The organism is Priestia sp. 53B2 (genome assembly GCF_056099005.1).
Map to the genome: position 1 here is coordinate 71,194 of NZ_JBLZXA010000008.1, position 26,697 is coordinate 97,890.

Here is a 26,697-nt window from a genome sequence, read left to right on the forward strand (position 1 = left end):
GGGAGGCTGGTATATGTTTTCACTGCGCGGCGATGCTCATAAAGTCTACCTTAAACTGAAAAAAGCGGCTCATCAAAACCAAAACGCAGAAGAAATTGATGAATTAGCGGAAATGGAAGAAATTCGGCAGCTTTACCTTACGCTCGACAGCGCTACTTTGCGAAAAGTGTATTACCGAATGACCAAAGAAAAAAACGGCTCCGGCGTCATTCCCATTCTTGTTTCTGCCTTGCCTTGGCTCTTTTTTTTATTTTCGCAGCGCCTGCAGCAATTTTTATTTAAAGACGGCAGCTGGCTTTGGATTATTTTTGTCGTGCTGTATGTTTTTATTCTCATTCCAAGCGTGTTTCTTCATTTTCATGAACAATCGTGGGCTTCTGTTCATATTGAAATTATTCAAGACATTTTAAAAGACCGTGAAAAAGAGCCGAAACCCCTTTGAGATCCGGCTGTTTTTTACCTACTATGAAATAGCTTGTCTGCTTTCTACGTCTCGACCTAACTTTCTTTTGATACGCTGCAGCGCGTTGTCAATTGACTTGACGTGCGTATTTAATTCTTTCGAAATTTCAGCGTATGAATGGCCGTCCATATACAGCGTCAGCGCTTTTCTTTCCAATTCACTAAGTGTTTCCGCAATTTTTAACTCGCGGTCTTCCACTTTTTCTTGATGAATCAGCACCGCTTCCGGATTAGCAATTTGATCGCCAGGAATCATATCCATCAGCGTATAGTTTGATTCTTCATCATACAGAGGCTTGTCCAATGAAATGTACGAATTTAACGGACCGTGCTTTTGGCGAGTAGCCGTTTTAATTGCCGTAATGATTTGTCTTGTGATACATAGCTCCGCAAACCCTTTAAAAGATGTTAGCTTGTCTTCGTTAAAGTCGCGAATTGCTTTGTACAGTCCAATCATTCCTTCTTGGACGATATCTTCTTTTTCAGCACCAATCAAAAAGTATTTTCTTGCTTTTCCCCTTACAAGATTTTGATACTTGTTGATTAAATACTCTAATGATTTTTCGTCTCCACTATGAACCATTTCTACCAAAACATGATCTTCTAACATAGCATAATTTTGAACTTTTTCAATTACGATGCCTACGCTCACTCATATCCCCCCGTTACACTTAGTTGAGTTTTGATGTGTTCTAAACTGATGCATGATCTACTTGTTACGACGCTACTGCAATACGGTCCAGAAACGTAAAAAGCGTACAGAGTAAACTGTCGCTTTCCTCTCTCACTTTATGCTCCCCTGCATCTTTCTATAATCTATTATAAAGAAGTATAACCGATAAAAATCAAAAAGGTTGTCGAAATATGAAAGTGTTTGCAAAAAAAATCAATTTTTATAGAAAATTCACACAAATTACTTTATTATTTCATATAGTGACAGCAATCTGTCAAAAAAGCAATAAAAAAATACTTCCATATGAAATAAACTTACTCAAGCAGAGTAAGTCGAAGTTGCAGATGATACTGCGCATATAGGATTAGTTGCCTTCCGGCTTATCAGCATTTTTTGTTCCCTTGCTTTTATAAGGCTTTGCATTTTTCTTCTTTTTTGCACTCGCCTGCCAGCGGTTCCACCCTTTTTTGCCGGTGCCTCGCCCCGTGCCGCCTTTACCTTTTGCTTTACTCATACGTATTCCTCCGTTACCTGCGTTTTTGCTACAATAAAAAAAGACCCCGTCCAAAGTCGGAGTCTTTTTTGGATTGCATAAAATTATGCTTTTACAACGTTAGCAGCTTGTGCACCGCGTTGACCTTGCTCGATGTCGAAAGTCACTTTTTGACCTTCATCTAAAGATTTGAACCCGTCGCCTTGAATTGCGCTGAAATGTACGAATACATCTTCTCCGCCTTCAATTTCGATGAAACCGAAACCTTTTTCTGCATTAAACCATTTTACTGTACCTTCAGTCATACTATTTCCTCCAGTGGTGGAATTACTCCACGCATATATTACTACCCTTGCTCAATCGTACTATTTCCAGATAAAAATTTCTATTGAAGAATATTTCTCTTCTTTCAATTTCATACCGAACAAAAATAATTAACCTTAGTGTAACATATCAATTTAGAAATAGCAAGTTTCTGTTCTAAGACAGACTTTATACTAATTATGTATCTGCTAAAAGCCTACGGGGCATCTTTGAGGCTACCCACATTTCTAGATTGTGATGCGGCATAAGGTTTTTTCATTCAGCAATACGTATCATCTCCACAAAAATAAATATTTCATATCCTGCTTTCTAAGAACTATGCCACTTATAAATGGACATGCACATTTTTTATCAATTTATTTTCTACTCTCTTTCCACCCACGCAATAAAATAACCATTAATTACAAAATAAGATAATAATAGTATATAATGATACGTGATTTATAGCTAAGGAGGAACAACATGATTCGTGAACGATCACTTTCGATAAAAGGACTCACCTTTTTACTAGCTGCTTTTATTTTAAACATCCCTTTTCCTAATTCAACGCCGCTCAGTCATTCTGTCTTTTCTTTTTTAGGTCTTCCCCTCTATGGAGATGAAGAAACAATGACGGGAATTCAATATGCTAGCAATGCGTGGGGAATTATACTTTTACTTGGTCTTTTTGCCCTTTACAAAAGTTTAAATCGTCATCGTTTAAAACTAACGATTTTAGCTGCATTTATTGTCATATCAGGTCCTGGTCATATGGTTGAAGCGATGCAAAAGACCGTATTACGAGGTATATATGCCGTTTCTTACGATGCGGAAAACAGCATTTGTACATTTGAGAGAAATAAAAAAGAAACCGTATTAACGGGCACCTGTGACCTTTCATTTGAAAATCACAGCTCAAAACCTATTACGTTTGAAGCAGCACTGGATGAGCACTCCTATTTTAAAGAAGATACCCCTTTTTTACTTATGATGAATAAGCCTAGGCTTCATACTGTTACGTTGGAACCAAAAACGTATCAAACTGTCGAAATCCCTTCATCTGTCAAAGCAGCAGACTTTCCTTCTAAAATCTTTATGAGTGAAGTAAACGGTTTTCATGTCAACATTTATCAAAATGAGAAAAAACGTTATTTATAAGCATAGAAAAAGCCCTTATAGGGCTTTTTAAATGAGTGAATTACCAGCCAAAGCCTCCGCCGTAGCAGCTGCAGCCGATGATCACTAATAAAATAAACAATACAACTAATAAAGCAAAACCAGATCCATGACCATATCCAGCGTTTCCAGACATACGAACACTTCCTTTTCTTTAATTACTCTTTCCTCAAGAAAAACGCCGCTTGCATTTCACTTGAGTTGGATTATCTTATGCCTGAACACGCCCTTTTGACTCTGTTTTTTTCTTTTTTCTTTTTCCTTCTTGCCATGCACCTCATTAATAAAAGAAGAAAACAGCCTAAGAAAAGCGCTGACTTCGCTTCTTCTCCTCTGTCCAAAAGAAATTAAGACATAACAAAATCAATCCAATCTAAAGACGAACAAATGAGATACATGAGCTGAAACTTACGTTCACCATACCAATAAAAAAATCCGAACGCGTTACATTCATCGTTCGGATCTTCTCCTTAAACTAAAGTGCTTTTCAGCCTCTCTTACAAAATCATTTATTTCACTAGCTTACGTCTTTCAGAAGAGCGTACTTCCGTGCGCTTACCGATACCTAGTACATAGTAGCTCAGCACGACAATAGCTAAAAAGATAATACCCACAATCAGCGATATGCGCGTTTCATCATTAAACCACATGCCTACAAGCACCATAAATAAAAACGCTATGGTTACGTAGTTCGTCACAGGAGCAAAAGGCATTTTAAATGGATGTTGGTCCATCGCCGCTCCTTTTGCTTTTCGAAAACGAATTTGACTGATGAGAATTACAAACCACGGAATCATACCTGGAAGCACACTTGCGCTGTACACGTACACAAAAACGTTTGGCGGTGCAATATAATTTAAGACAACGCCTGCCGCTAAGCCAATCATCACCGCAACGGTACTATAAATAGGCACACCGTTTCGAGAAACCTTTGTAAAAAAAGCCGGAGCCTGACCGTTTACACCTAGCGTGTAAAGCATACGTCCCGCACTGAAAATTCCGCTGTTGCACCCAGACATTGCCGCTGTGATGACAACAAAGTTAATAATGCCCGCCGCTGCTGTAATTCCTACTTTAGCAAACGTAGAAACAAACGGACTGCCGAGTGAATCCAGCTCGTTCCACGGATATACCGTTACAATCACAAAGATGGCGCCGATATAAAAAATTAAAATACGCCAAATTAAGCTTTGAATCGCACTTGTTAACGTTTTTTTAGGATCTTTTGCTTCTCCTGCTGTAATTCCAATAAGCTCTACTCCTTGATAGGCAGCAATAACAAGCGACAGGGCAAAGAAAAAGCCTGACCATCCGCCTGTAAAGAAACCGCCGTTTGCCCACAAATTCGACAGACCAAGCGCTTCGCCGCCGTTTCCAAGACCGAAGAAAATAAGGCCAAGACCGGCAATAATCATGAGAACAATCGTAACAATTTTAATCATTGCAAACCAAAATTCAAACTCTCCAAACGATTTCACCGAGATTAAATTGGCCCCACCGAGAATAACCATGGCCACAATTCCCGGAACCCACGCCGGTAAATGCGGGAACCAGTACTGCATATAAGCTCCGACTGCAATAATCTCTGCCATGCCGACAATCACCCATTGAAACCAGTTGCTCCAAGCCGTGATATAACCAGCTAACGGATGAATATATTTATGACCAAATGTCGCAAACGAACCCGTACTTGGCTCTAAATAGAGCATCTCACCCATTGCACGCATAATAAAGAAAATAAAAACGCCGCAAATAGCATACGCAAGCAGGACCGATGGCCCCGTCCATTTAATGGTGCTTGCTGAACCCATAAATAACCCTACCCCAATCGTTCCTCCAAGAGCAATCATTTGGATATGACGAGATTCAAGCCCTCTTTTTAACTGTTTGTTTGCCAATTTACTTCCTCCTAGCCACTCGTGGTGATTTTCTCTTCTATTAAGAAATTCTTTTATTCCCCTGTCCTGATAGGGAACTATCATCTTTTTTCTTTTTCATAAAGAAGTACGAACATACCACAAATACAGCAATCAGCAGCGTGAGATAAAACTGAGTGCGAAGGGAATCAATAAATGCCATCGCAATAAAGATACTTGTGATTGCCGCAATCGTTCCATACGTTAAATAAGGAAACAGCCACATTCTGATTTTTAATGCTTCCGGCTTTTCTTTTTCGTATTTCTTTCTCATGCGAAGCTGTGAAAAAGCAATAACAAGGTACACAAGAAGCGCTACGCCTCCCGATGCGTTTACTAAAAATAAAAAGATTTTATCAGGTGAAAGATAGTTAAAACCAACGCTGATGTAAGAAATCACGGTACATCCTACAATGGCATTAAACGGAATGCCTTTTTTATTCACTTTCAAAAACATGCGCGGCGCGTCTCCTTTTTGCGCCATTGAGTACAGCATACGAGAACTCGTGTATAGACCTGAATTTAAGCAAGACAAAACAGCAGTCAGTACGATAAAGTTCATAATTTGAGCCGCTGCCGGAACGTTTACCAGCTCTAATATCGAAACAAACGGACTTTTCATCAAGCTTGAAGAATCCCACGGAAGGATAGTTACTAAGAGTAAAATGGACCCAAGATAAAAAATTAAAATACGATAAATAACGGTATTTGTTGCGATGGTGATCGCTCGCTCAGGCTGAGCCGATTCTCCAGCAGCTGTTGCGACAATTTCTGTCCCCATAAAAGAAAACATGACAATCGCCACTCCTAAAAAGACGGAGCTGATTCCATTTGGAAGAAATCCTCCTCTATGAAGAAGGTTCGATGCTCCCGGAGACTCTACTCCCGGTATTAAACCGAGGATGATCGCTCCTCCTAAAAGTAAAAACAGCACTAAACTAACTACTTTAATAAGCGAAAACCAGTATTCAAATTCACCAAATGATTTAACAGAGTATAAGTTCGTTAACGTTAGTAAAAACGTCAGGATCAGACTCACGCCCCAAGACGGTAAAGACGGAAACCAATATTGAATAATCGTTGAACCCGCAATCGCTTCAACTGCAATAACAATGACCCAGAAAAACCAGTACAGCCAGCCGATTGTGTAGCCGGCCCACGGCCCAAGCGCTTCTCTGGCATAGGTCGCAAACGAGCCGCTTGAAGGATTAGCTGTAGACATTTCCCCCAGCATTCGCATAACTAAAATCACCAGCAAACCGGCAAACGCGTACGAAAAAATGGAACCAGGACCCGCTGCGTTGATGAGTGATCCGCTTCCAATGAACAAACCGGCACCAATGATTCCCCCTAAAGAAATCATGGTTATGTGTCGAATTTTTAATTCTTTTTTTAACTCAGGCGGTTGATGACTCATGTTAAAATCCTCCTTATAGGAACCGTCATTTAAAGAATTACACGTTCTTCGCATCTCGCGTTAAATATGTAAGCCCTTACAACAATATGGACAAATAACTGCTGTTTTTCTACCCTCCCTCTATCTGTACATTCAAATGAAGCCTTCACTTGACGAAAAAGATAGCTTCATTCGACAAAAATTACTTTTCGAATTATATGATAATTTATATTGAACAACTTTGTCTATTGTTTTTTTGAAAGGAAGATCATTTTAATTTACTACCGATAAACTCTTTCCCCTATCGTAATTCTTTACTTCAAAACATCTTTCCTTATACTTTACCGACACTCCTTTCTTTTCGTTTTGTTCAAAATCACTATAAAAACCATAGATTTATTGGTTCTTTAAACAAAAGTGTATATATTTAATTTTTTTTAAACATTTTTGTTAAAAAACTATGTACAAAACGAGAATAAGGTGATTATAATACAGGTATAGGGTGTTGGAATATTAATTATGTTGCAAATTTTCTAAAAAAGGGGTAATGAAAATGAACACGATGAATATCAACGAAATCAAACAATACAAACACGAGCCTTTCACAGACTTTACGATTGCAGAAAACAAAGATGCATTTGAATCTGCATTAGAACTTGTACAATCAGAGCTTGGCAAGGACTATCCTCTTGTAATTGGCGGAGAATTAATTACAACAGAAGATCAAATTCAGTCCATTAACCCAGCAAATAAAACAGAAGTTATCGGCCGCGTGTCAAAAGCAGATCAAGACTTGGCTGAAAAAGCAATGCAAGCAGCACTTTCTACCTTTAATACGTGGAAAAAAGAAGCGCCGGAAGCACGAGCAGATATTCTTTTCCGCGCAGCGGACATTATTCGCCGCCGCAAGCATGAATTTTCAGCTTACCTTGTGAAAGAAGCAGGAAAACCGTGGAAAGAAGCAGATGCTGATACAGCAGAAGCAATTGACTTCCTTGAATACTACGCTCGCCAAATGGTGCAGCTAAAAGACGGGGCGCCTGTTGAGAGCCGCGACGGTGAAGAAAATAAATTTAACTACATTCCGCTTGGTGTCGGCGTTATTATTTCACCGTTTAACTTCCCGTTAGCGATCATGGCTGGAACAGCTGCAGCAGCAATCGTAGCAGGAAATACGGTTCTATTAAAACCGGCTAACAACACACCGGTTATCGCAGCAAAATTTGTAGAAGTAATGAAAGAAGCTGGACTTCCAGACGGCGTATTGAACTACGTACCGGGAAGCGGAAGCGAAATTGGCGACTATTTAGTAGATCATCCAAAAACACGCTTTGTTTCATTTACAGGTTCTCGTGAAGTAGGCTGCCGCATCTATGAACGCGCGGCAAAAGTACAGCCTGGGCAAATCTGGCTAAAGCGCGTTATTGCTGAAATGGGCGGTAAAGACACGGTCGTTGTAGATAAGGATGCTGATTTAGATTTAGCTGCTTCTTCTATTGTGTATTCAGCATTTGGCTTCTCTGGACAAAAGTGTTCAGCAGGATCTCGTGCGGTTGTTCACCAAGACGTGTACGATATCGTTCTTGAAAAAGCAGTTGCGCTGACAAAAACATTAACAATGGGCAGCCCTGAAGATGTGAACACTTATATGGGGCCTGTTATTGATCAGGCTTCTTTCAACAAAATTACAAAGTACATTGAAATCGGTAAAGAAGAAGGCCGTTTAATGACGGGCGGAGAAGCAGATGATTCAAAAGGCTACTTCATTCAGCCTACGATCATTGCAGATGTAGATGAAAAAGCACGTTTAATGCAAGAAGAAATCTTCGGCCCAGTCGTAGCATTCTGCAAAGCGCGCGACTTCGATCATATGATGGAAATTGCTAATAATACAGACTACGGCTTAACAGGTGCCCTTCTTTCAAATACGCCTGAACACATCGAGCGTGCAAAAGAAGAGTTCCACGTAGGAAACCTTTACTTCAACCGCGGTTGTACAGGTGCCATCGTTGGGTACCAGCCGTTTGGCGGGTTCAATATGTCAGGAACAGATTCAAAAGCTGGCGGTCCTGATTACTTGATTCTGCACCTGCAAGCAAAAACAACAAGCACAACGCTTTAATACTCAGTAGAGCAGCCTTAGGCTGCTCTATCTTAAAACAACAAGGGATTTTTTTCTATAGGGGGAGATATTTATGTTAGCAGAGGTATCTAAAAATGTGTTTCTTCACGCTTCCCAAAATAAAGCGCTAAACAAAGCGGCGAAAAAATGGGGCCTTCGCTTTGGTGCAGCTCAAGTGGTAGCTGGCGATACGATTGAACATGCGATCAAAAAAGTTCGAGAATTGAATGAAAAAGGACTTGTTTGTACGCTTGATCATCTAGGGGAATTTGTTTCAAGCAGAGAAGAAGCTATCGAAGCAACTCAATATAATGTCAGAACGCTGGAAGCTATGGGGCAAGCCGGTGTAACATGCAACTTATCTGTCAAAATGACGCAGCTTGGTTTAGATATTGACCGCAGTTTTTGCGTTGAGAACATGCGCCGCATTCTTGAAACGGCGAAAAAATACGATAACTTCGTCCGAATCGACATGGAAGACTATGCTCACTGTCAAATGACGCTAGATATTTTACGAGAGCTTCGCGAGACTTTTGATAATGTTGGAACGGTTATTCAAGCTTACCTGTTCCGCGCTGAACAAGACGTAAAAGAGCTAAAAGGCATTCCTCTTCGATTGGTAAAAGGCGCGTATCAAGAATCACCAACCGTGGCGTTTCAAGATAAAGCCCAAATTGACGAGAACTATATGCGAATTATTGAAGAGCACTTGCTGAGCGGAACATACACGGCTATTGCATCTCACGACCACAATATTATTGCAAAAGTAAAAGAGTTCGCTCACAAAAACAACATCCCGCGCACGCAGTTTGAATTTCAAATGCTCTACGGATTCCGCACAGACATGCAGCTCAGCCTTGCAAAAGAAGGCTATACAATGCGCGTATACGTTCCGTTTGGCAACGACTGGTTTGGCTACTTTATGCGCCGCTTAGCGGAAAGACCGCAAAACGTCGCATTTGCTTTAAAAGGATTCTTTTCTAAATAAGCAGTCATTTAGTAAGTCCCTTAATGAAAACGTTATCATTTCTTTGTGCCCTTTGTAGATGCTTCTGCAAAGGGATTTTTTTATACGATTTCTCTTCCCTTTCAGTATGTATTACGGTAAAATAAAAATACGAACAAACGTTCTTTTTATTCCAAACAAAAAGGAGAATACATATGAATCCTCTATCAAAATTAGCACTGCCTCCTAAGCTAGAACCTTACCGAAAAGAAATCGAAAAAACATGTAAGCCTTACATCCACATCAATACAGTTATGAACGGTCCAAAATTATATGAAAGCAAGTTTGGCGGCAACCCTTACCTTCCTCTAGAAGCAAATCATCCTCTTGATTCTCAGGGCAAGCCGATGCTCCTGATGGCACAAATCAATTTTTCTGAAGTACCTTTCTATGAAAATATGCCCATTCAAGGTATGCTTCAATTTTTCATTTGCGGAGCTGATAACGAAAGCACCGGCGATATGTACGGTCTTGATTTTGACCATCCTACGGCTCAAAAAGACTTTCGCGTCGTTTTTTATGAAGACGTAACCACAGATAAAAAAAAGCTAACAACCGATTTTACGTATCTTGAAGACATTGGCCGAGATATGTTCCCTATTCCTCAAGAAGTAGGCTTACAGTTTGAAATAAGAATCGAACCCGTTTCCCCTACTGACTATCGATATAATGATATAGAATCAGATTTATTTGACGATGAAGAAACTGAAGAAATCTACTGGGATGAGCTTACGGGCGAGTATCATAAAATGGGCGGATACGCTTTTTTCACTCAAAGCGATCCTCGAGACTACGATGAAGCGCTGAGAGCATACGATGTTCTGCTTCTTCAATTCGCTATGGACGACGAAGCGGATATTATGTTTGGTGATGCGGGCGTGGCCAATTTCTTTATTAAAGAAAAAGACCTTCGCAACCTTAACTTTAGAGATGTTTTATACAACTGGGACTGCTGTTAAAAAAACGCCCTCTTAGAAAAGTATCTAGGAGGGCGTTTTTCCACATTATTATTATTTACTACTCAGCCTGTTTTTTCGGCTCTTGCAGCATTCAGCGTTTCTTTAAACTGCTGTAGCGCTTTTACATCTGCAAATGTGCTTGTAGGAATAACGTATCCGCTCATTGCACTAACAAGGATAAAGATATGTTCATCGGTTTCTCTAATTTGAGTGATGCTTGACCAAGGAGTCTTCACTTCTCCTTTTGAGCTTTTCTCTACCAAGCCATCTTCCGTAGCCATCATAGTATGCTTACCCTTCAGACTGCTGTTATCTTCTTCATTTATTACCTTTACAATGTTCTTTTTAATACTTCCGTAAAAATACTTCGGATAAAATAAAAACCACAGCACCGCAAGCAAGGCAAACGCTACGAACATCCCAAGTAAAAATTCTCCCTCAACCCACGAAACAAGCAAAGGAATAAGAAGAAAAATGAGCGACATCCATCGCTGAACTCTCAGCACTTTTTGTACTCTTTCCGAATGTTGAGCGTGATGCATGTTAAAAGCTACGTAATCATCTTTTGTTAACGTATAGTGATATTCCATATTAATCTCCAATTCTCCTAAATAACAACAAAATAAAATATACCTCATTTGGTGTTATATGTATATAAAACAATAAGTTTTTCTTATGAAAAGCATCATCTTTTTGTCATTTATTTACACGTATACATCACGTAAACTTAACTAGTACTCTACTATTTAAGGAGGAATGTTTATGACTTTTACACTGACGCATATTGATCATATTCAGCTAGCTGCACCCCCGAATTCAGAAAGCGAAGCACAACACTTTTTCGGAACCGTTCTTGGCTTAACAGAAGTCGAAAAGCCGGAAAGTCTAAAAAAGCGCGGCGGTGTGTGGTTTGAATTTGGTTCTTATCAGCTGCATATTGGTGTTGAAACTACCTTTTCACCCGCAAAAAAAGCGCATCCAGGCTTTCACGTCAAAAATCTCCCTGCGTTCAAAGATCATCTGACTAGCTTCGGTATTTCTTTTATAGAAGACAAAAACATTCCCGGTGTCGAAAGAATTTACGTGGATGATCCTTTTGGCAACCGAATGGAGTTCTTAGAGAAAGTGAATCTCCCTTTTTCTAACTGAATGTTTGACAAAACAAGAGCTCTTATTTAAGAGCTCTTGTTTTCTTTTGGTCCTTCTTTTTGCTTTTCTTTCCACAGCATGTACAGCAACAGTCCCAGCAAACAAAATGCCATGCCAAACATTGTTAAAGGAAATAAAAATGTATTAATAAAATGATGATAAACCCATGAGTCGTTCATCTAACCAGCTCCAATACGCACCGTTTTTTTACAGTATGCCCTCATATAACCTTTTTTATGTTGTGTTAAATATCATGGTTTCTATCATATTTCTTTTTCTTTTTAATAGAGTAAATAGTAGATACATAATATTCTCCTCTCAGAGTTCTCATCCGCTGATTTCAAAATTTTATTAGAGGAGGTTTACTCTATGAAAAACAAGTTCACTGAAAAGCCTAAAAAGCTTTTTTGGACCCTTTCTTATAAATCATTAATTATCGCTATACTATTGGTTCTCTTAACATCAGCCGCTATTTTTACCGTCACGTATTCAACTCTTCAGCATACGCTGCGCTCAAACATTGTCTATCAAGCACTATCAAATTATAAAGCCCAAAGCCTGTTCTACTTCATACATACGGAAAACCATCATTTCTCTCATGCCTTTGAAGAAGACTTCTCCCCGCCTCCTCTCTCTTCTGTCGCCCTGCAGCTTGCGACGAATATTCGCGTGGCAGATACAAGAAGTCTATTTGGATCAGAACTGCCCGGCTTTTCTATTTTTGATTCTCATATTCTATTAGCCGGTGAAGGAACGGATTATACCACGATTCCTCATGAATCGGCTCCTCCTCTCGAAAGCATTTCAGGCGAGCGTGATTTGGATCCTGCTGAAAGCAAAACGTACGAAGAAAGCAAAAAACAGTCTCAAACACAGGCCAAGCAAAGTACGGGAGACAGAAAAATTGTGTACATCTACCACACGCACAGCTGGGAATCTTATTTCCCTTTACTTGGTATGCAAGGTGAAGCAAACGAAAATAAAGCCGTTGATAACAAAACCAACATCACGCTCGTTGGTCAAATGCTAGGAATGGAATTAAAAGCAGACGGAATCGGTTCGGAAGTAGACACAACCAATATGACGCAAAAGCTGAATGAAAAAGGCTGGGGTACAGGACGAGCCTATATGATGTCTCGCAGCTTAGTGGAAACAGCTCTTCAGCAAAACAAAGACGTCGATTATTTAATTGATATTCATCGGGATTCACTGCGCCAAGAAAAAACAACGGCTGCTATTAACGGCAAATCGTACGCTAAAATGATGATTGTATTAGGTGAAGCAAACCCGAAATTTGATGAAAATGTTAAAATGGCTAAAGCGATTCATGAAAAACTAGAGGAAAAATATCCAGGCCTTAGTCGCGGAGTGTTAAGCAAAAAGAAAACAAGCGGTAATAACGGGCTATATAATCAAGACTTATCCGACCGCTCCATTTTAATCGAAATAGGCGGCGTCGATAACAATATGGAGGAACTCACAAATACCGTCAAAGCTTTTTCAGATGTGTTCAGCGAGTATTACTGGCAAGCTGAAAAAGTGAATGCGCAGTAAATAAAAACTAGCTACCCCAGGTAGCTAGTTTTTGTTTTTATGAGAGTCACGCTTCTCCTCTTCTTCACACGCAAAGCACACAAGCTTCCCTTCAACAACCACACCGTCTAAAAATCCCTCTAAACAGTACACGTTCTTTTGACATACCGTGCAGATTCCAACGTATTCTTTCACGACTTTCTCACTCCTTCTATACTATTAAAAACCATAAAAAAAAGCTCTATTAAAGAGCTTCTTTCCGTACATATGATTTTCCTTTAATTCAACAAACGGCTCATTTCTTCAGGAGAAAGCGGCTTATCGAATAGATAGCCTTGACCGATATGACAGCCTTGTTCCGTCACAAACTGCAGCTGTTCTTCGTTTTCGATTCCTTCTGCGGTGAGATCAAAATTAAGCTTTTTTCCCATTTGAATAATCGTTTCCACCAGCACTTTTCCAACTTCGTCTAAGTCGTCAATAAATGATTTATCAATTTTTAACGTATTAATCGGCAAGTGTTTTAGATAGCTAAGGGATGAATAGCACGTTCCGAAATCATCCATCGCCACTTTTATCCCTAGACTCCGCAGGCGGTTTAACACTTTTTTTGATTCTTGACTGTTTTGAATAACGCTTTCAGTGATTTCAAGTTCCAGAAAGTGCGGCTCAAGGCCTGTTTTTCGCAAGATTTGTTCCATCTCCGCTACGAATCGTGAGGATTTCAGCTGAATAGGTGATACGTTCACCCCTATTTTACTCGCTTTTGAATTCAGCTCCGTCCATGCTTTCATTTGCTTACACGCTTCTTCTAACACCCACTTGCCAACCGGCACAATTAGACCCACTTCTTCTAAAATAGGCAAAAATTCATTTGGATAGACGGTACCAAATTTTGCGCTATTCCAGCGGATAAGCGCTTCTGCCCCTATGACATCAAACGTTTTCAAATCGATTAACGGCTGATAAACGAGCTGAAACTCATGCCTTTCGAGCGCATACTTTAACTCATTCTCCATGCTGATTGTTTTAATTATTCGTTCATTAGATGAAGACGAACTCATTTCATATGTGTTTCGTCCATTCCGTTTTGCTACATACATCGCAATATCTGCTTGCTTGATCAGCCGGTCGATTAGTTCATCTGCGTCTTTTGGAATAATATGCTGCTGACATTCCTTTGAAAATAGGCTGATGCCAACGCTTGTAGAGGTTAGCACTTTATCTCCGTCTATATAAAAAGGAAGCGACATTTCCTTTACAATCTGCTCGGTCATTTCCTCAATTTCCTCAACAGTTTTTAGTGTATGCAGCACTAAAATAAACTCATCGCCCCCGTGCCGCGAGATAAAATTAGAGGAAGGAATACATTTTTTTAATCTTTCTGCTACACGCCTCAGCAGCACATCGCCGTGATGATGGCCAAGCGTATCATTTATTGACTTAAAGCGGTCTAAATCTAAAAATAAAATGGCCAGCAGTTCGGGAGATTCTCTACTTAAAAGCAATTTTTTCAACTGCTTGTTTAACCAGTAGCGGTTAGGCAAATTGGTTAAAGGATCATAATAAGCCATTTGCTTAATTTTTTCTTCATATGCTTTTCGCTTTGTAATATCATTGCGAATCGATACGTACTGATACGGCTTGCCCTGCTCATCTAAAAAAGGAACAATGGTTGTATCTACCCAGTAGTACGAACCGTCTTTGGCCTTGTTTTTTATTTCTCCGTGCCATACCTTACCGGATCTGATCGTGCTCCATAACTCTTTAAAAAACAAGCTTGAATGATGTTTCGAATTAATAATACGATGATCCTGACCGAGAAGCTCATGTCTTTCGTACTTAGAAATTTCACAGAATTTATCGTTCACGTGATTGATGAATCCGCGACTATCCGTAATCGCTACAATCGATGATTCATTTAACGCAAGTTCAATATCATTTAGTTTTTTCAGCGCTTCTTTAAATTTATATTCAAAATGCCTGTTTTCCATAGCCTATACACCTTTATCAAAATTTTAACGATAAAACAAAACCCATGACGAAATGATAGAGAGGAATCGTGAATAATGAATACAAATTAACCAGCAACGGACAACGAATTAATCTGTCCGATTACCTTACATTATTAAAATAGTAAGCGTAGGATCGCTGTTTTCCTCTTTTCACCTTCACAAACTTCTTACAAGAAGTTCGTAAAAAAATTGATAGATTGTTTCGTTTATCCATGTCTTTTATTACAACTTTTCTATGGTACCATTAAAATGATTTTTATAGAAATGAAAGTGTACTTTCTTCACGTAATTGCCATACCTTTTGATCGTGAATAGAAAAAGTGGCTGAAACATAACTAAATGAATCCAATCTAAAGACGAACAAATGGGATACATGAGCTGAACCGCTTGTGACCCCGCAGTTGATTTCCCATACAAGACTTCGCTTTCCGCGGGCGGCCGCTGAGCCTCCTCGTCGCTTGCGCTCCTGCGGGGTCTCATCTGCTAGAAGGCACGAAACAGATGAAACCTACGTTCACCATAACAAAAAAAACGAACCACTAATCAAAAATTTTGATCCTTGGTTCGTTTTTCACTTCAGCTAAAATACTTTTCTCCCAGAGGCTTTTTCCACTTTCTTCTTGTGAGCCCGTATGCGTCAGCCACGGAAGAATAAGGTTTTGAAAGGTTTTGTTGTATACAACAATTCGGTTAAGATAATAAGGATTGTTGTCTTTTGTAATAAGATGCGGCGCTAAGATAGCTGCTTGGTGAAAACCAGCATCTTTCACAATCTTAGCTACGTCATCATTTGTATTGCCATATGGATACGCAAAGTAAACCGGGTCTATTCCTAAATGGTTCTTAATCGTTTCTTTGCTTTTTCGTAAATCTTCAGCAAACGCGCTGTATTTAGCAGGCGTCAGAAATAAAGGCTTGTCTTCTTCCAAGCGGTGCATGTCATATGTATGAGAACCGATTGTCGCAAGGCTGCTGTCTTTCATTTCTTTTAGCTGACTCCACGAACCCATGTTTAAATTTTGAAAATCCGTTGCCCCCACTTGTCCTGCGATTACATATAGCGTAAACGGAATGTTTTCTTTTTTTAAAATGGGAAACGCGTTTTGATAAACAGTACGGTCAATGTCATCAAATGAAATCCAAACGCAGCGTTTTGGAAACGTGCCTTTTTGCTGATACGTTTCAATATCTTTTGGCGTAACAAACGTAGCGTCAAGTTCCTTCAGCTTTTTCAACTGACGTTCAAAATCATTGCTGTAGACGCTGTACTCTGTCAGTTCATCAGATTTTGTAACTGAGCTGACAATTCGGTTAAACCAATTATGCTTGCGCACGCGATGATAATTTAAGCCTAAGCATCCGTTCGTCTCAAGCGCTGGCTCCACGGTCGTTGTTGCTTTCGCCTTGTCTTCCCAGTTCACTACTTTAAAGAAAACAAAACCAACTACCGCTGCCGCTATCAAAAGAACGAATACATATTTCTTCATGCGTGCTTCCTCTCCTCAGTATGTTTTAACGGATTAATATCAAACTCAATGTAATGCGCACACTGAAGCTCTTGAATTTGCTCCTTGGATAAAAGCTCAAGACGCTCTAAATCTTTTATACTCGTATACGCCGGCTCTTTCCGTCGATTTAAGCTTCCAAATCTCTTTTTGTTGTAGAATCTCCATAAAAACAGAGCCAGGAAAAAGAAGCAAAAAATAGCGAGTCCAATCACTAAAAACGTTCGAATTTCGCCGTTCGTCGTTTTGAACGCGATTTTTAATACCCCGCTGTAACGGTCATTTACGCCGATAACAGCTGAAAGGAAAAACCAAAGAACAATGGCACAATACAGCCAAAAAACAGATGAAACAATGATGCTTATCACTAATCGAGCAAGAGGCTGTTTGGCTTGAATCATAATTTGCTCTTCGTTAAGCCGCGGTCTGGACTGCTCCATGTAGCATAGCCTCCTTTCACTCTAGATCTGATAGCACGAGGAAATGCGCCCACTACCACAATCGTATTCAAAATCCAGTAAAGCGCTGGGTACCATGCAGCCCATACGTAATACCGCTTCACGTTGTCGTATTTCGAATCAATTTTCAGCGCAATAAACAGCTGAATTAAGCTCATAAACACAAGAGAAAATGACGTAAACGTAAACCAAAACAGCATGTCTTGAGGACTGCTCGCGGTAACAAGCAGCATGATAGTCACAAACAGCCATGCGAATGACCAAAGGGTACTAATCCACTGCTCTAGGTACACAATCCAAATTCTGCGCTGCTTCCATTTCAATAACACTTTCCAGTGGCGAAGCATTACCTCTTGCCCGCCTTGAGCCCAGCGTACTCGCTGCTTCCAAATCCCTTTTAAGGTTTCGGGCACAAGCATCCAGCACAATGCCCGCGGTTCATAGCGGATATCCCAAAAGCGCTGCTGCAGCTTCCAGCTCACGGCGATATCTTCCGTAATCATGTCACGATCCCACAGTCCGACGTCCACAAGTGCTTTCTTTCGAAAAGCCACTACTACGCCTGAGACCGTCATTACTTTTCCTAAAATTCGCTGTGTTCGTTTAATAGAACCGATAATAGAAGAATACTCAACTAGCTGAATGCGACTCAGCAGCGTATTACGGTTTCGAATGCGCGGATTTCCGGTAACGGCCCCCAGCCGTTCCCCTTTATGAAGAAAATGATGGATTAGATAATATGGAGCGTCTTGATCTAAAATAGCGTCGGAATCTAAGCAGATTAAAAACTCAGCTTTAGATGCGTGCGCACCTAAATGTAACGCGTTGGCTTTTCCTTTATTTTCATAAAGCTGAATCACACGAACTTCAGGGTGATTCCTGCTGATTTCCTTTAAAGTATCAGCTGTTCCATCCGTACTGCCATCGTTAATAAGGATGATTTCTTTAGAAGGATAATCTAACGCCAAAAGGTGCTTAAGCGTTTCTTCAATCGTCTCTTCTTCGTTATAGCAAGGCACTAAAAAGCTCACTAACGGCCATTCAATTGTTGAAAAATCAACTTTAGGATCTCGGTCGCGATAGCGTATGTAAATAAGCGTGCCTGCAATCCAAAATAAAGACATAATAAATGGATACCAGAAAACAAAGCTCGCAAGCTTTTCAAATCCAGGTATTAATACGTGTTGCATATTCATTTTTCTGACTCCTTCACACCAATTAAAATTGCACAGAGTGACAATTTTATCACTAAATTGGTTAAATAGAACATAGTAATTTTAACCATCTAAAAAAGATACTTTCGAACTACTTTTATTCCTATATTATACAATCCTTATATGTAAGTAAGAAGCACCAATAAAGGATGGGCAAGTTACCTACTTAAAGAAGTAACATATAGGATCTTTGTAGATTAAAAGCGTGATGGTTGCAGGTAGTATACGAAAGAAACCCTTTCCCTAAGGAGGAATAACAAATATGAACGAACAAATTCAAAAGCTGCTCAATAACTTAATTCAACTTGAACACGTCTCTTCGACTTTATACCTATCTATGTCTAACTATATGAATCGATTAAACTATAAAGGAATGGGCAGCTGGCTGCGTTTGCAGTCTGAAGAAGAGCGCACTCATATGCTAAAACTCATTGACTACTTAGTTGACCGCGGCGGAACGGTAGAATTAAGCTCTTTGCCTGCTCAGCCAAGTGAGTTTGGGACACCATTAGAAACGTTTCAAAAAGTATTGGAGCATGAGAAGTTCGTCACGAATTCTTATCGTCAAGCGTTTCAATTTATCAGCCAAGCGAATGACCCTCAAACCTTAGTCATCGTGCAGGACTTTTTACGAGAACAAGTCGACGAAGAAGCTCAAGCTCAAACGATTGTAGACCGCCTAAAAATCGCCCAAAATAACCCTGCAGCTATTTTTATACTCGATCAAGAGCTAGGACAGCGAAAAGCTGCACCAGCGGGTGGAGCAGCTGCGCAAGGTTAAAAGCGCAGAAGAGTGTAGAACAATGTGCAGAACCAATAACACGCCCCCTGTTTCCTTGTTTCGAGTTGGTATTCACCACGGCTATTATGGCTATCCGCCTAATGTGTATAACGCCATTCAAAGGCTTATGAATCAATATATGCATCAGCTTCACTATTATCGGCCTCAATACGTTCACGTCTACTACGTGCATCCTTCTCTTATTCATTACTACCTTCACTAAGTTAAGGAGAATAGGAATTTTGCTCCTTGAAGAAATTCACCGTTTCTCCACCCTAATTCAGGAATTCCAATCAAAAATATGGATATTTATGCTAATATAGATTTTGTTAATCAAATAAAGAAACAATTATTAGCGGGGTGTCATATGGATAATCAATACATTGTAGGATGGGGAACGCTGGCTTTAATTAATGCCGGATTAGCGCAAGGTAAAAATCGAACGGGTCTGAACTGGTTCTTATTATCTCTTGCTTTAGGACTGCTTGCTACCTTCAGCTTACTGCTGGTTGAAAAACGATAAAAATTGGTTCAAAGCTCATTACTTTGAGCTTTTTTCTTTATTCTTCAACTATAACTGCTCTCTAAAACAAGTAAAAAAAGTACTGCTTGAAATTTTTTTCTAGACTTAATATGCATAAATCTATTCATCATTCAGCGTAAATCCGGCTGAATTTTGTTAATAAAAAACCTACTCTTTAGAAAAGGGAGGAAGCTCCTTTTTAAACCTTTGTTTCCGACAATAAAATCAAAAGAAAGAAAAACGCTTTTATTCTATGCTTTTCTAATTAACAGATTAACTGTTTTCTTCAGATGATGACCATTTACACGGGACAGCTGTACATCTACTGAATGAGGTCAAACTTCCTGTATTTCTCAATCTGTAGGATGAATAAATACTCATTTGCTTCATTTGACAAAGAAATAAATGCTGTGTAATTTAAGTAACATACCCCATCTAAAATGTTTTTAGAAAGGATTAAGTAGCAAGATGCGTACAAAAAAAGAAGAGTGTATAATTGACGAAATGGGAAGAGTATCCCTTCCTTCTTTGTTTATGCAACTAACAAAACTCGAGACGAACGACAAAGTTTTTTTACGGAGCTGTGATGATTGGATTATTATCGATCATCATGATGAAAATGTCCCGGTTCCTTCTCATATCTTCATTCGAACAATTGACCATATGGGTAGAATAGTCATTCCGAGATCCCTGCGAGATGACTATGAACTTAAGCCCTTTGATTATGTAGAACTATACGTGGTAGAACAGCAAATTGTTATGAAAAAAAGAGACGAAAAATCGATAGCGCTTTCACAAAAACCTGCGGCGTCTCCTCCTTATTATGCAACATTAACCGGCCGGCAGATTCAGCTCACTCCTGAACTTTTAACGTCCGTCGAATTGGATGCAAACATGGAGGTTCAATTTTTTATTAACAAAGAAAATAACATTGTGATTCAGAAATATGAAATGAATTTTGGTAAGAAAACGACTTTAACATTTACAGCTCAATCTCGAAAAATTGATGACCGTTTTCGACTTACTATTCCTAAAAAGCTGCGAGATGATTTCTCCATCCACTCAAGTACGATGTTAAAAATCAAGACAAGTAATAAGCAGCTCATTTTAGAAAAAGTGGAGAATGAAAAAGAGATTAGCAGCGTATTATCTCAGCAAATAGACGCAGCAATTGTTGAAAAATTACCGAAATAAGAACGACGCCAAAACAAATGGTTACCTACGACTTCAAAGCAAAAGCTAAGAGTTACACATAGATTAACCCTTTCTATACTCAACTCTTAGCTTTTAGACTTATCTTTTTATTTCTCTATATATTGTCTCTACTGGATAATCGCTAAAGCGGCTCATCCACTCTTTTACTGTGAGTGTGATACGATCTCGATATGCGGGATTATTCGTGTAGAATTTTACTGTGTCACTGTCAACAATTAACGCTACGTAATAATAGCCTTGCTTATCATACTCAATGATCCCTTCCATAAGCGTGTACAAACCGGTTACTCCACCTGATAGCGCTGTCGCTCCTAAGCCGTCTAAATCTTTTTCTTCATGGACGATTTGAAAGTTATCCACAAGCGTTTCGTAGTCATTTCCTACAAGTTTTTTCACATTTTCATCCTGTTCGCTTGGAAGGATATCGAGCTCTGATAATGTCTTCGTATGTTCTGTAATCTTTCCTTCTTTATACGTGCCGTCAAAAGAAACATTTAACCCGCCGTAATAGGAACAGCCTGCAGTAGCATCAACTTTGATTTCTTTTTGACTTAACGTGAAGTTTAGTATGCATTCCGTAGCTTCTTCCGTGTCTTTATAAATAGCTTTATTTCCTTCCACCTCTGCTTTTCCTTCTATTCCTCCTGCATTCGCACCGTATACTGCACCTATTGTAAAATCAAAAGAGCTGCTTGTTGAATTAGTGATAGTTAATCCTGCTTCTTGATGATGAATATCTCTTGACCATTCTCCGTCATAGTTTCCGCTGTTTTGCGTCGATGGTTCTGATGCTTTGATTGAAGCAGTGTTCCCTGCATTAGAAATATCCTTTAAGCGTAATTGATCATCCGACCATACCGCTGAATATACCCAATCATACTCTTTTATCGTTTCTGAACCATTAGGCTGAACAATCATAATCACTTCATGGGTTTGGATATCATAAGCAGAGCCTGCTTTTTTAAAGTCAACCACTTCATAATCTATTAATCTTTCTTGAATTCCTTTTCCATGTAAATGACTAATTAAAGACTGCTGATCTCTATAAAGAGCACTTCCTTTCACCAGATAGCTGTTTACTTCTTTGAAAGCACCGTTGTTGATTCCTTTTATTAAACCTTGCAAATACGACTTGATTAATACATTAGCCGTTTGTTTTGTAGGGGTGGATACGTTGATTTCATCTTTAGCAGAAGCTGTAGTATTTGTTGAAGGAGTGCTTGACTTTTGATGGTTCCCCTTTTCCTTATCATCATTTTGATCTGATGTGTGAATAGCACTTTCTTTTTGCTCAGGATGTTGAGCACTTGAAGTGATACTTTCTTTTTCGTCGCGGGAAGATACCTCATTTTGCTGACAGCCGCTTATAAATAAACTAACCGACAGCAGAATACTAACCACACTGACGCTTATAGTGGAATGTTTCATGACTTCTCCTCTTTTCTTCTGTAGTTACACAGAACGATTCATTAACACTACAATTATACTAAAATAAAACACCATTTCCATATCTATCAAAATTATTGTAAATAATTTGAATATATGATTATAATAAGGTACTTTGCATAGAGGAGGCTGATTTAGTTGAAGATCTCAACAGGAGCTGAATTTTACGATAATGACGAGACGTTTTTGGCCTATACAAAACGCCGGCAGCAAAAAGAAAATGCCAACGATACGATTGAAAAACCGGCCATTTTACAGCTTCTAGGTGATGTTACAGATGCAAACGTTTTAGATTTAGGGTGCGGAAACGCTGGATTTGGCGCGGAGCTTCTTGAACAAGGATGTTTCTCTTATACCGGGGTAGACGGCTCGATCAATATGATAAACGCGGCTCAGCAACAGCTTTTAAACTATCCAAATGCAAGAGTGCTCCATGAATCGATGGAGCATTATACTCCACCACGCATCGAATACAATTTGGTTACTGCAAGACTGTCTCTCCACTACATGGAAGACTTAGCTTCCATTTTCACTAAAGTGAATCAAGCACTCAAACCTGAAGGAAGATTTATTTTTTCCGTTGAACACCCAGTCATTACTTCCACTTTGCAGCCTTCTGCTCTGCGCACAAACTGGACCGTGGATAACTACTTCTCAATGGGATTCCGTCAGCAGCACTGGATGGGCGGATACGTTCAAAAGTATCATCGCACGCTTGAAGAGTACTTTTCTTTGATGCAGCAAAGCGGATTCACCGTTACAAATTTAAAAGAAGCATGTCCTCAAAAAGAACATTTCGACAGCGCTGAAACTTACGAGCGGCGAATGCGCATTCCTTTATTTTTACTGATGAGCGGCGTGAAGAATAGATAAATGAAACCTACGTTCACCGTAACCATAAAAAAATCCGAACGAGTTGGATTCCTCATTAAGAATCTCAATTCATCGTTCGGATCTTCCTTCAACTAAACTACTTTTGTCCCAGCCTCTTTCCTTACTTTCTTCGTATAAAACCGCTTTTTGTTTAAATTTAGCGTATGTTATTTAGTCACGCTCACGTTATAAAACACAGGGCCTAAGTTGAAATCATAGCCTTTTACATGTGTAGATACGGCGTTAATATTGACTTTATGGCCAATTAACGTAAATGGAAGCTCATCCCATACGTATTTTTGCGTAGCATCAATGGCTGGTCGTGCATCTTTTACAGAAGCAGCGGCTTTGATTTTATCTAAGTATTTTGTTGATTTTTCAACCGGAGCTCCTCCTGACGTCCAAAATCCTTGGAAAATGGTTGAACGCGCCGCCCAGTCTACGGGGTAAATATCCCATGCTTTAGGGTCATTTACTTTATCTGTAAACGTTGCCCAGTCATACACTTCTAGCTTTACTTTCACACCGATTTTTTCAAGCTCTTGCTGCACGATAACAGCCGTATTGTACTGATCTTGATAATCGCGTGAAGTTAAAAGACGCAGTTCCTGCCCGCTGTATCCAGCCTTTTTTAAATAGCTTTTTGCTTTCTTTTCATCATGCTGATTGTACTCTTCTTTTCCTGCTTCACTGTAATAGTTCGGGAACTTTTTATTCACAATCGATGAAGTCAGTTCATAATAATCGGAATCGCCGTATGAACTTGATAAAATATCTTTTGCATTAATTGCGGCATTTACGGCTTTTCGAGCATTTAAATCGCTAAAGAACCCTTCTTGCGTATTATAAAATAAACCAATGAATCCGCCTGGAGCCAGCTTGTTCTTAACGCTTTGCGTACTTTCAATTTGAGCCGCATTGTCGCTTGAAACACCTAAAGCAATGTCAAACTGTCCAGCTGTAATGCCTGAAATTCTAGTAGATTCATCGCTTAAAAAGTTAATTTTAATTTCATCTACGTGAGGAGTCTTTTTAATTTTTCGTCCTTTTGAAGAATAATCTTTAAATCTCTCTAGCGTGATATATTGATTCTTTTTCCATTCCTTCACTTTAAATGGTCCTGTACCAACGAACTCAGTAGCTCCTTCAGCAGGTGCTTTTTCGATGATTTCTTTTGGAAAAATAGCGGCTGCTGGAATTGGATCTGCTAGCAGTGCCAGCGTATTCACATTCGGTGCTTTCAAATGAAGCTCAACCGTGTAGTCTCCTGTTTTTTTGACTTGTGCACCAACAAAGTTTGTTTTGCCAAGCGAAGACAGCTTAATCCAGCGGTTAATCGAAGCTTCTACATCGTCTGCTGTCATTTCCTTTCCATTATGAAACTTTACGCCTTTTCGCAGCTGAAACGTGTAGACTTTTTTATCATCGCTTATATCAATTTTTTCTGCTAAATCAGGTTCTACATTACCTTTACTATCAAAAATAACGAGCCCTTCGTAAATACTTCGCGCCGCATCTTTAACCGAAGAATTCCCAGTAATCTGAGGATCTAAAGTTGTTGGCTCGCTTTGAAACGCAATGTTTAGCGTACCTCCGTCTTTTCGTGCGGCACTGGTGCTTTTGTCGCCTGAGCTTGCTTGGTTATTACTGCACCCGGCAACAAATAAAGCAATCACAATAAATAATAACCATTTCACCTTAACCTGTTTCAACGTCATTCCCCCAATAGTTAAAATCGCTTTTTTAAAACCTACTATTTTTGTAAGGTTAGTATGAATATAAACCATCCTACCACTTTTCCATTTGTTTGTGAAATTAGCAAAATTAAACTGTTTTTTTACGATTACTGATTTAATTTTGCTTGTTTCAATTCTTAATTCTTAGTATGTTTATAAGTAAAGTATTTTATCTAAAGGAGGATATTATGAACTCTGCCATCCGTCTTCATACTAAAGAACATATTGCAACAATTGAACACTACAAGCAAGCTTTATCTCTTCTATCGTGGGACGCAAAAACATCCGCTCCTCTTAATAGCCAAAAGCAGTATGCAACCATTCAAGGCACGCTTTCAAAAGAGCTTTACCTGCTGCAAACAGATCCAGCCTTTGCAAAAGAATTGCAGCATCTTCAAGAACAAAATCTAAATCAACTACAGCAAAAACAAGTACAGCACTATTGGAACATCTATCAAAAACTTTCCGCTGTACCACTGGAAGACTATCATCAATTTTCCGTTTTAAAAGCTTCTACTCATGCTCTTTGGTCACAGGCTAGAGAGCAAAATGAATTTAAGCTCGTCGAAGACAACCTGCAGCAGCTGATTCATATGCATAAAAGATTTGCGGAGTACCGTAACCCTTACCTCGCTCCTTACGAACAGCTTTTAGAAGAATATGATCCCGACGTTTCTAGTGAAACCATCGATTCGCTTTTTCAACAAATTAAAGATGCTATTCTTCCTTTGCTGACAAAAATTAAACGTTCTTCGGTTACACATGATACATCATTTCTCAACAAGCCGTTTTCAATAGAAAATCAGCAGAAGCTCGGAAAACACCTTCTCACTGCTATTGGCTATAACTTTAAGTCTGGCCAAATCGGTACCACGACCCACCCGTTCAGTGCAGGCATTCACCCTCAAGACGCACGGCTTGCAGTAAGATACGACGAACACAATGTAAAACTGGCAGCTTTTATGTTTTTACATGAAGGCGGACATTCTATCTATAACCAGCAAATTAGCTCCGACTTGCTTGACACAGGGTTAGGCGCATACACTTCTATGGGACTGCATGAATCTCAGTCTCTTTTTTGGGAACGTATCATTGGAAAACACGAAGGCTTCTGGAGAAATCACGCTCACTTATTCCAAGAGTTAGAGCCTGCAATCTACGATGATATTTCATTTGAAACTCTTTATTTTGCTTTAAATGAAGTCACACCTTCTTTCATTCGTTTGCAAGCAGATGACCTTACGTATCTGCTGCATATTATCATTCGATACGAGCTAGAAAGAGATTTATTTGCTGACAGGCTTCGCGTCTCGGATCTTCCTTCCGCATGGAATACAAAATATGAAGCGTACTTAGGAATCAAACCGAAAACAGACCGTGACGGGGTATTGCAGGACGGCCACTGGTACGGAGGAGCGTTTGGCTACTTCCCTTCCTACAATTTAGGCTTCATTTATGCAGCTCAGCTAAGAGAAGCCGTAATCAAAGACAATCCTGACTTTGATGAAATCATTTCGAGTCAAAACCTATCACTTATAGCAGACTGGCAAAAACAGCATATCCACCAGTATGGAAAACTAAAAACACCAAGAGAGATCTTAACTAGCCTTTCTATAGGTAGAATTGATGCTCAGCCGTTAATTAATTATTTGAGGAAAAAATATGAAGGGTTATACAAACTTTGAATCTTTTTAACTACTAACTTAAAGAACGAGCATGTCAAATTGAATGAAAAAAAGTGTC

The 26,697-nt window shown here is 39.4% G+C and carries 28 protein-coding genes; 13 read left to right on the forward strand and 15 right to left on the reverse strand.

What is annotated here, in order from left to right; translation table 11 throughout:
• Positions 1 to 13: 13 nt before the first annotated feature.
• A complete protein-coding gene (locus ACN6NE_RS03685) occupies positions 14 to 442 on the forward strand; it encodes a hypothetical protein (protein ID WP_240702408.1) in 429 nt (142 codons plus the stop codon).
• Positions 443 to 463: 21 nt separating this feature from the next.
• Here the strand turns inward: ACN6NE_RS03685 and sigH are convergent, their stop codons facing one another.
• The 3 genes from sigH to ACN6NE_RS03700 form a co-directional block, all read right to left on the reverse strand.
• Entirely contained in the window at positions 464 to 1,114 is a 651-nt protein-coding gene (gene sigH, locus ACN6NE_RS03690) for an RNA polymerase sporulation sigma factor SigH (RefSeq protein ID WP_013058500.1), read from the reverse strand.
• 385 nt (positions 1,115 to 1,499) lie between these two features.
• Positions 1,500 to 1,655 (reverse strand): DUF3934 family protein, encoded by a 156-nt coding sequence (locus ACN6NE_RS03695; protein WP_162837669.1) that lies wholly within the window; start codon positions 1,653 to 1,655, stop codon positions 1,500 to 1,502.
• 77 nt (positions 1,656 to 1,732) lie between these two features.
• The gene (locus tag ACN6NE_RS03700; protein ID WP_013058502.1) at positions 1,733 to 1,933 is read right to left on the reverse strand and encodes a cold-shock protein; all 201 of its coding nucleotides are present in this window, start codon (positions 1,931 to 1,933) and stop codon (positions 1,733 to 1,735) included.
• A gap of 481 nt (positions 1,934 to 2,414) precedes the next feature.
• Here ACN6NE_RS03700 and ACN6NE_RS03705 point away from each other — a divergent pair, with 481 nt between their 5' ends.
• Positions 2,415 to 3,089, forward strand: coding sequence for a hypothetical protein (locus ACN6NE_RS03705; protein ID WP_474324581.1), 675 nt, complete (start codon positions 2,415 to 2,417; stop codon positions 3,087 to 3,089).
• A 40-nt stretch (positions 3,090 to 3,129) separates the two neighbouring features.
• Here ACN6NE_RS03705 and ACN6NE_RS03710 read toward each other — a convergent pair whose 3' ends face one another.
• The 3 genes from ACN6NE_RS03710 to ACN6NE_RS03720 form a co-directional block, all read right to left on the reverse strand.
• The gene (locus ACN6NE_RS03710; protein WP_013058504.1) at positions 3,130 to 3,243 is read right to left on the reverse strand and encodes a YjcZ family sporulation protein; all 114 of its coding nucleotides are present in this window, start codon (positions 3,241 to 3,243) and stop codon (positions 3,130 to 3,132) included.
• Between the two features lie 373 nt (positions 3,244 to 3,616).
• Positions 3,617 to 5,005, reverse strand: a complete 1,389-nt coding sequence (locus ACN6NE_RS03715; protein WP_129704051.1) for an amino acid permease — start codon at positions 5,003 to 5,005, stop codon at positions 3,617 to 3,619.
• A 40-nt stretch (positions 5,006 to 5,045) separates the two neighbouring features.
• Entirely contained in the window at positions 5,046 to 6,440 is a 1,395-nt protein-coding gene (locus ACN6NE_RS03720) for an amino acid permease (protein ID WP_129704053.1), read from the reverse strand.
• A gap of 532 nt (positions 6,441 to 6,972) precedes the next feature.
• On the opposite strand from ACN6NE_RS03720, the gene pruA reads away from it, so the two are divergent.
• The 3 genes from pruA (at position 6,973) to ACN6NE_RS03735 (ending at position 10,506) form a co-directional block, all read left to right on the forward strand.
• Positions 6,973 to 8,541: an L-glutamate gamma-semialdehyde dehydrogenase gene (pruA, locus tag ACN6NE_RS03725; RefSeq protein ID WP_057234205.1), complete on the forward strand. Its 1,569-nt coding sequence runs from the start codon at positions 6,973 to 6,975 to the stop codon at positions 8,539 to 8,541.
• Positions 8,542 to 8,614: 73 nt separating this feature from the next.
• Positions 8,615 to 9,529: a proline dehydrogenase family protein gene (locus tag ACN6NE_RS03730; protein ID WP_025750035.1), complete on the forward strand. Its 915-nt coding sequence runs from the start codon at positions 8,615 to 8,617 to the stop codon at positions 9,527 to 9,529.
• Positions 9,530 to 9,702: 173 nt separating this feature from the next.
• Positions 9,703 to 10,506 carry a YwqG family protein gene (locus tag ACN6NE_RS03735; RefSeq protein ID WP_474324584.1) on the forward strand — a complete coding sequence of 268 codons (804 nt, stop codon included), beginning with the start codon at positions 9,703 to 9,705 and terminating at the stop codon, positions 10,504 to 10,506.
• A gap of 62 nt (positions 10,507 to 10,568) precedes the next feature.
• On the opposite strand, the gene ACN6NE_RS03740 is transcribed toward ACN6NE_RS03735, so the two are convergent.
• On the reverse strand, positions 10,569 to 11,096 hold the full coding sequence (locus tag ACN6NE_RS03740; RefSeq protein WP_474324586.1) for a YcxB family protein: 528 nt from the start codon (positions 11,094 to 11,096) through the stop codon (positions 10,569 to 10,571).
• 172 nt (positions 11,097 to 11,268) lie between these two features.
• Here ACN6NE_RS03740 and ACN6NE_RS03745 point away from each other — a divergent pair, with 172 nt between their 5' ends.
• Positions 11,269 to 11,655 (forward strand): VOC family protein, encoded by a 387-nt coding sequence (locus ACN6NE_RS03745; RefSeq protein WP_474324588.1) that lies wholly within the window; start codon positions 11,269 to 11,271, stop codon positions 11,653 to 11,655.
• 26 nt (positions 11,656 to 11,681) lie between these two features.
• Here the strand turns inward: ACN6NE_RS03745 and ACN6NE_RS03750 are convergent, their stop codons facing one another.
• Positions 11,682 to 11,834 carry a hypothetical protein gene (locus tag ACN6NE_RS03750; protein WP_474324590.1) on the reverse strand — a complete coding sequence of 51 codons (153 nt, stop codon included), beginning with the start codon at positions 11,832 to 11,834 and terminating at the stop codon, positions 11,682 to 11,684.
• Positions 11,835 to 12,024: 190 nt separating this feature from the next.
• On the opposite strand from ACN6NE_RS03750, the gene spoIIP reads away from it, so the two are divergent.
• Positions 12,025 to 13,209, forward strand: a complete 1,185-nt coding sequence (gene spoIIP, locus ACN6NE_RS03755; RefSeq protein WP_474324592.1) for a stage II sporulation protein P — start codon at positions 12,025 to 12,027, stop codon at positions 13,207 to 13,209.
• Positions 13,210 to 13,233: 24 nt separating this feature from the next.
• Here spoIIP and ACN6NE_RS03760 read toward each other — a convergent pair whose 3' ends face one another.
• The 5 genes from ACN6NE_RS03760 to pgaC form a co-directional block, all read right to left on the reverse strand.
• On the reverse strand, positions 13,234 to 13,383 hold the full coding sequence (locus ACN6NE_RS03760; RefSeq protein ID WP_165351663.1) for a hypothetical protein: 150 nt from the start codon (positions 13,381 to 13,383) through the stop codon (positions 13,234 to 13,236).
• Between the two features lie 83 nt (positions 13,384 to 13,466).
• Entirely contained in the window at positions 13,467 to 15,182 is a 1,716-nt protein-coding gene (locus tag ACN6NE_RS03765) for a putative bifunctional diguanylate cyclase/phosphodiesterase (protein ID WP_129704063.1), read from the reverse strand.
• 560 nt (positions 15,183 to 15,742) lie between these two features.
• Positions 15,743 to 16,690 carry a polysaccharide deacetylase family protein gene (locus ACN6NE_RS03770; RefSeq protein ID WP_474324594.1) on the reverse strand — a complete coding sequence of 316 codons (948 nt, stop codon included), beginning with the start codon at positions 16,688 to 16,690 and terminating at the stop codon, positions 15,743 to 15,745.
• Positions 16,687 to 17,148, reverse strand: a complete 462-nt coding sequence (gene pgaD / locus ACN6NE_RS03775) for a poly-beta-1,6-N-acetyl-D-glucosamine biosynthesis protein PgaD (RefSeq protein WP_474324597.1) — start codon at positions 17,146 to 17,148, stop codon at positions 16,687 to 16,689. Before pgaD ends, ACN6NE_RS03770 begins: the two co-directional genes overlap by 4 nt.
• Positions 17,106 to 18,362 carry a poly-beta-1,6-N-acetyl-D-glucosamine synthase gene (pgaC, locus tag ACN6NE_RS03780; protein ID WP_474324599.1) on the reverse strand — a complete coding sequence of 419 codons (1,257 nt, stop codon included), beginning with the start codon at positions 18,360 to 18,362 and terminating at the stop codon, positions 17,106 to 17,108. Before pgaC ends, pgaD begins: the two co-directional genes overlap by 43 nt.
• Before the next feature lie 280 nt (positions 18,363 to 18,642).
• Here pgaC and ACN6NE_RS03785 point away from each other — a divergent pair, with 280 nt between their 5' ends.
• From ACN6NE_RS03785 to ACN6NE_RS03800, 4 genes are all read left to right on the forward strand, one after another.
• On the forward strand, positions 18,643 to 19,161 hold the full coding sequence (locus tag ACN6NE_RS03785) for a ferritin (RefSeq protein WP_129704069.1): 519 nt from the start codon (positions 18,643 to 18,645) through the stop codon (positions 19,159 to 19,161).
• Between the two features lie 22 nt (positions 19,162 to 19,183).
• Positions 19,184 to 19,384: a hypothetical protein gene (locus ACN6NE_RS03790; protein WP_129704071.1), complete on the forward strand. Its 201-nt coding sequence runs from the start codon at positions 19,184 to 19,186 to the stop codon at positions 19,382 to 19,384.
• A gap of 144 nt (positions 19,385 to 19,528) precedes the next feature.
• The gene (locus ACN6NE_RS03795) at positions 19,529 to 19,684 is read left to right on the forward strand and encodes a hypothetical protein (protein ID WP_165351664.1); all 156 of its coding nucleotides are present in this window, start codon (positions 19,529 to 19,531) and stop codon (positions 19,682 to 19,684) included.
• Positions 19,685 to 20,152: 468 nt separating this feature from the next.
• Complete coding sequence (locus ACN6NE_RS03800) at positions 20,153 to 20,878, forward strand: transition state regulator Abh (RefSeq protein WP_129704073.1); 726 nt, start codon at positions 20,153 to 20,155, stop codon at positions 20,876 to 20,878.
• Between the two features lie 99 nt (positions 20,879 to 20,977).
• On the opposite strand, the gene ACN6NE_RS03805 is transcribed toward ACN6NE_RS03800, so the two are convergent.
• Positions 20,978 to 22,327, reverse strand: coding sequence for a TcaA NTF2-like domain-containing protein (locus ACN6NE_RS03805; RefSeq protein ID WP_474324601.1), 1,350 nt, complete (start codon positions 22,325 to 22,327; stop codon positions 20,978 to 20,980).
• Positions 22,328 to 22,483: 156 nt separating this feature from the next.
• Between ACN6NE_RS03805 and ACN6NE_RS03810 the strand changes: the two genes are divergently transcribed.
• Entirely contained in the window at positions 22,484 to 23,218 is a 735-nt protein-coding gene (locus ACN6NE_RS03810; protein WP_129704075.1) for a class I SAM-dependent DNA methyltransferase, read from the forward strand.
• Between the two features lie 167 nt (positions 23,219 to 23,385).
• Here the strand turns inward: ACN6NE_RS03810 and ACN6NE_RS03815 are convergent, their stop codons facing one another.
• Positions 23,386 to 24,936: an ABC transporter substrate-binding protein gene (locus ACN6NE_RS03815; protein WP_474324604.1), complete on the reverse strand. Its 1,551-nt coding sequence runs from the start codon at positions 24,934 to 24,936 to the stop codon at positions 23,386 to 23,388.
• A 206-nt stretch (positions 24,937 to 25,142) separates the two neighbouring features.
• Here ACN6NE_RS03815 and ACN6NE_RS03820 point away from each other — a divergent pair, with 206 nt between their 5' ends.
• Positions 25,143 to 26,639, forward strand: a complete 1,497-nt coding sequence (locus ACN6NE_RS03820; protein WP_129704077.1) for a gluzincin family metallopeptidase — start codon at positions 25,143 to 25,145, stop codon at positions 26,637 to 26,639.
• The last annotated feature ends 58 nt before the right edge of the window (positions 26,640 to 26,697 follow it).

What these genes read in the sequence shown, in the direction of transcription:
- ACN6NE_RS03685 (WP_240702408.1), top strand. Translation starts at nt 14, where the DNA reads ATGTTTTCACTGCGCGGCGATGCTCATAAAGTCTACCTTAAACTGAAA.
- ACN6NE_RS03700 (WP_013058502.1), bottom strand. Translation starts at nt 1,933, where the DNA reads ATGACTGAAGGTACAGTAAAATGGTTTAATGCAGAAAAAGGTTTCGGT.
- ACN6NE_RS03705 (WP_474324581.1), top strand. Translation starts at nt 2,415, where the DNA reads ATGATTCGTGAACGATCACTTTCGATAAAAGGACTCACCTTTTTACTA.
- ACN6NE_RS03710 (WP_013058504.1), bottom strand. Translation starts at nt 3,243, where the DNA reads ATGTCTGGAAACGCTGGATATGGTCATGGATCTGGTTTTGCTTTATTA.
- ACN6NE_RS03720 (WP_129704053.1), bottom strand. Translation starts at nt 6,440, where the DNA reads ATGAGTCATCAACCGCCTGAGTTAAAAAAAGAATTAAAAATTCGACAC.
- pruA (WP_057234205.1), top strand. Translation starts at nt 6,973, where the DNA reads ATGAACACGATGAATATCAACGAAATCAAACAATACAAACACGAGCCT.
- ACN6NE_RS03730 (WP_025750035.1), top strand. Translation starts at nt 8,615, where the DNA reads ATGTTAGCAGAGGTATCTAAAAATGTGTTTCTTCACGCTTCCCAAAAT.
- ACN6NE_RS03735 (WP_474324584.1), top strand. Translation starts at nt 9,703, where the DNA reads ATGAATCCTCTATCAAAATTAGCACTGCCTCCTAAGCTAGAACCTTAC.
- ACN6NE_RS03740 (WP_474324586.1), bottom strand. Translation starts at nt 11,096, where the DNA reads ATGGAATATCACTATACGTTAACAAAAGATGATTACGTAGCTTTTAAC.
- ACN6NE_RS03745 (WP_474324588.1), top strand. Translation starts at nt 11,269, where the DNA reads ATGACTTTTACACTGACGCATATTGATCATATTCAGCTAGCTGCACCC.
- ACN6NE_RS03750 (WP_474324590.1), bottom strand. Translation starts at nt 11,834, where the DNA reads ATGAACGACTCATGGGTTTATCATCATTTTATTAATACATTTTTATTT.
- spoIIP (WP_474324592.1), top strand. Translation starts at nt 12,025, where the DNA reads ATGAAAAACAAGTTCACTGAAAAGCCTAAAAAGCTTTTTTGGACCCTT.
- ACN6NE_RS03765 (WP_129704063.1), bottom strand. Translation starts at nt 15,182, where the DNA reads ATGGAAAACAGGCATTTTGAATATAAATTTAAAGAAGCGCTGAAAAAA.
- ACN6NE_RS03770 (WP_474324594.1), bottom strand. Translation starts at nt 16,690, where the DNA reads ATGAAGAAATATGTATTCGTTCTTTTGATAGCGGCAGCGGTAGTTGGT.
- pgaD (WP_474324597.1), bottom strand. Translation starts at nt 17,148, where the DNA reads ATGGAGCAGTCCAGACCGCGGCTTAACGAAGAGCAAATTATGATTCAA.
- pgaC (WP_474324599.1), bottom strand. Translation starts at nt 18,362, where the DNA reads ATGAATATGCAACACGTATTAATACCTGGATTTGAAAAGCTTGCGAGC.
- ACN6NE_RS03785 (WP_129704069.1), top strand. Translation starts at nt 18,643, where the DNA reads ATGAACGAACAAATTCAAAAGCTGCTCAATAACTTAATTCAACTTGAA.
- ACN6NE_RS03790 (WP_129704071.1), top strand. Translation starts at nt 19,184, where the DNA reads ATGTGCAGAACCAATAACACGCCCCCTGTTTCCTTGTTTCGAGTTGGT.
- ACN6NE_RS03795 (WP_165351664.1), top strand. Translation starts at nt 19,529, where the DNA reads ATGGATAATCAATACATTGTAGGATGGGGAACGCTGGCTTTAATTAAT.
- ACN6NE_RS03800 (WP_129704073.1), top strand. Translation starts at nt 20,153, where the DNA reads ATGCGTACAAAAAAAGAAGAGTGTATAATTGACGAAATGGGAAGAGTA.
- ACN6NE_RS03805 (WP_474324601.1), bottom strand. Translation starts at nt 22,327, where the DNA reads ATGAAACATTCCACTATAAGCGTCAGTGTGGTTAGTATTCTGCTGTCG.
- ACN6NE_RS03815 (WP_474324604.1), bottom strand. Translation starts at nt 24,936, where the DNA reads ATGACGTTGAAACAGGTTAAGGTGAAATGGTTATTATTTATTGTGATT.
- ACN6NE_RS03820 (WP_129704077.1), top strand. Translation starts at nt 25,143, where the DNA reads ATGAACTCTGCCATCCGTCTTCATACTAAAGAACATATTGCAACAATT.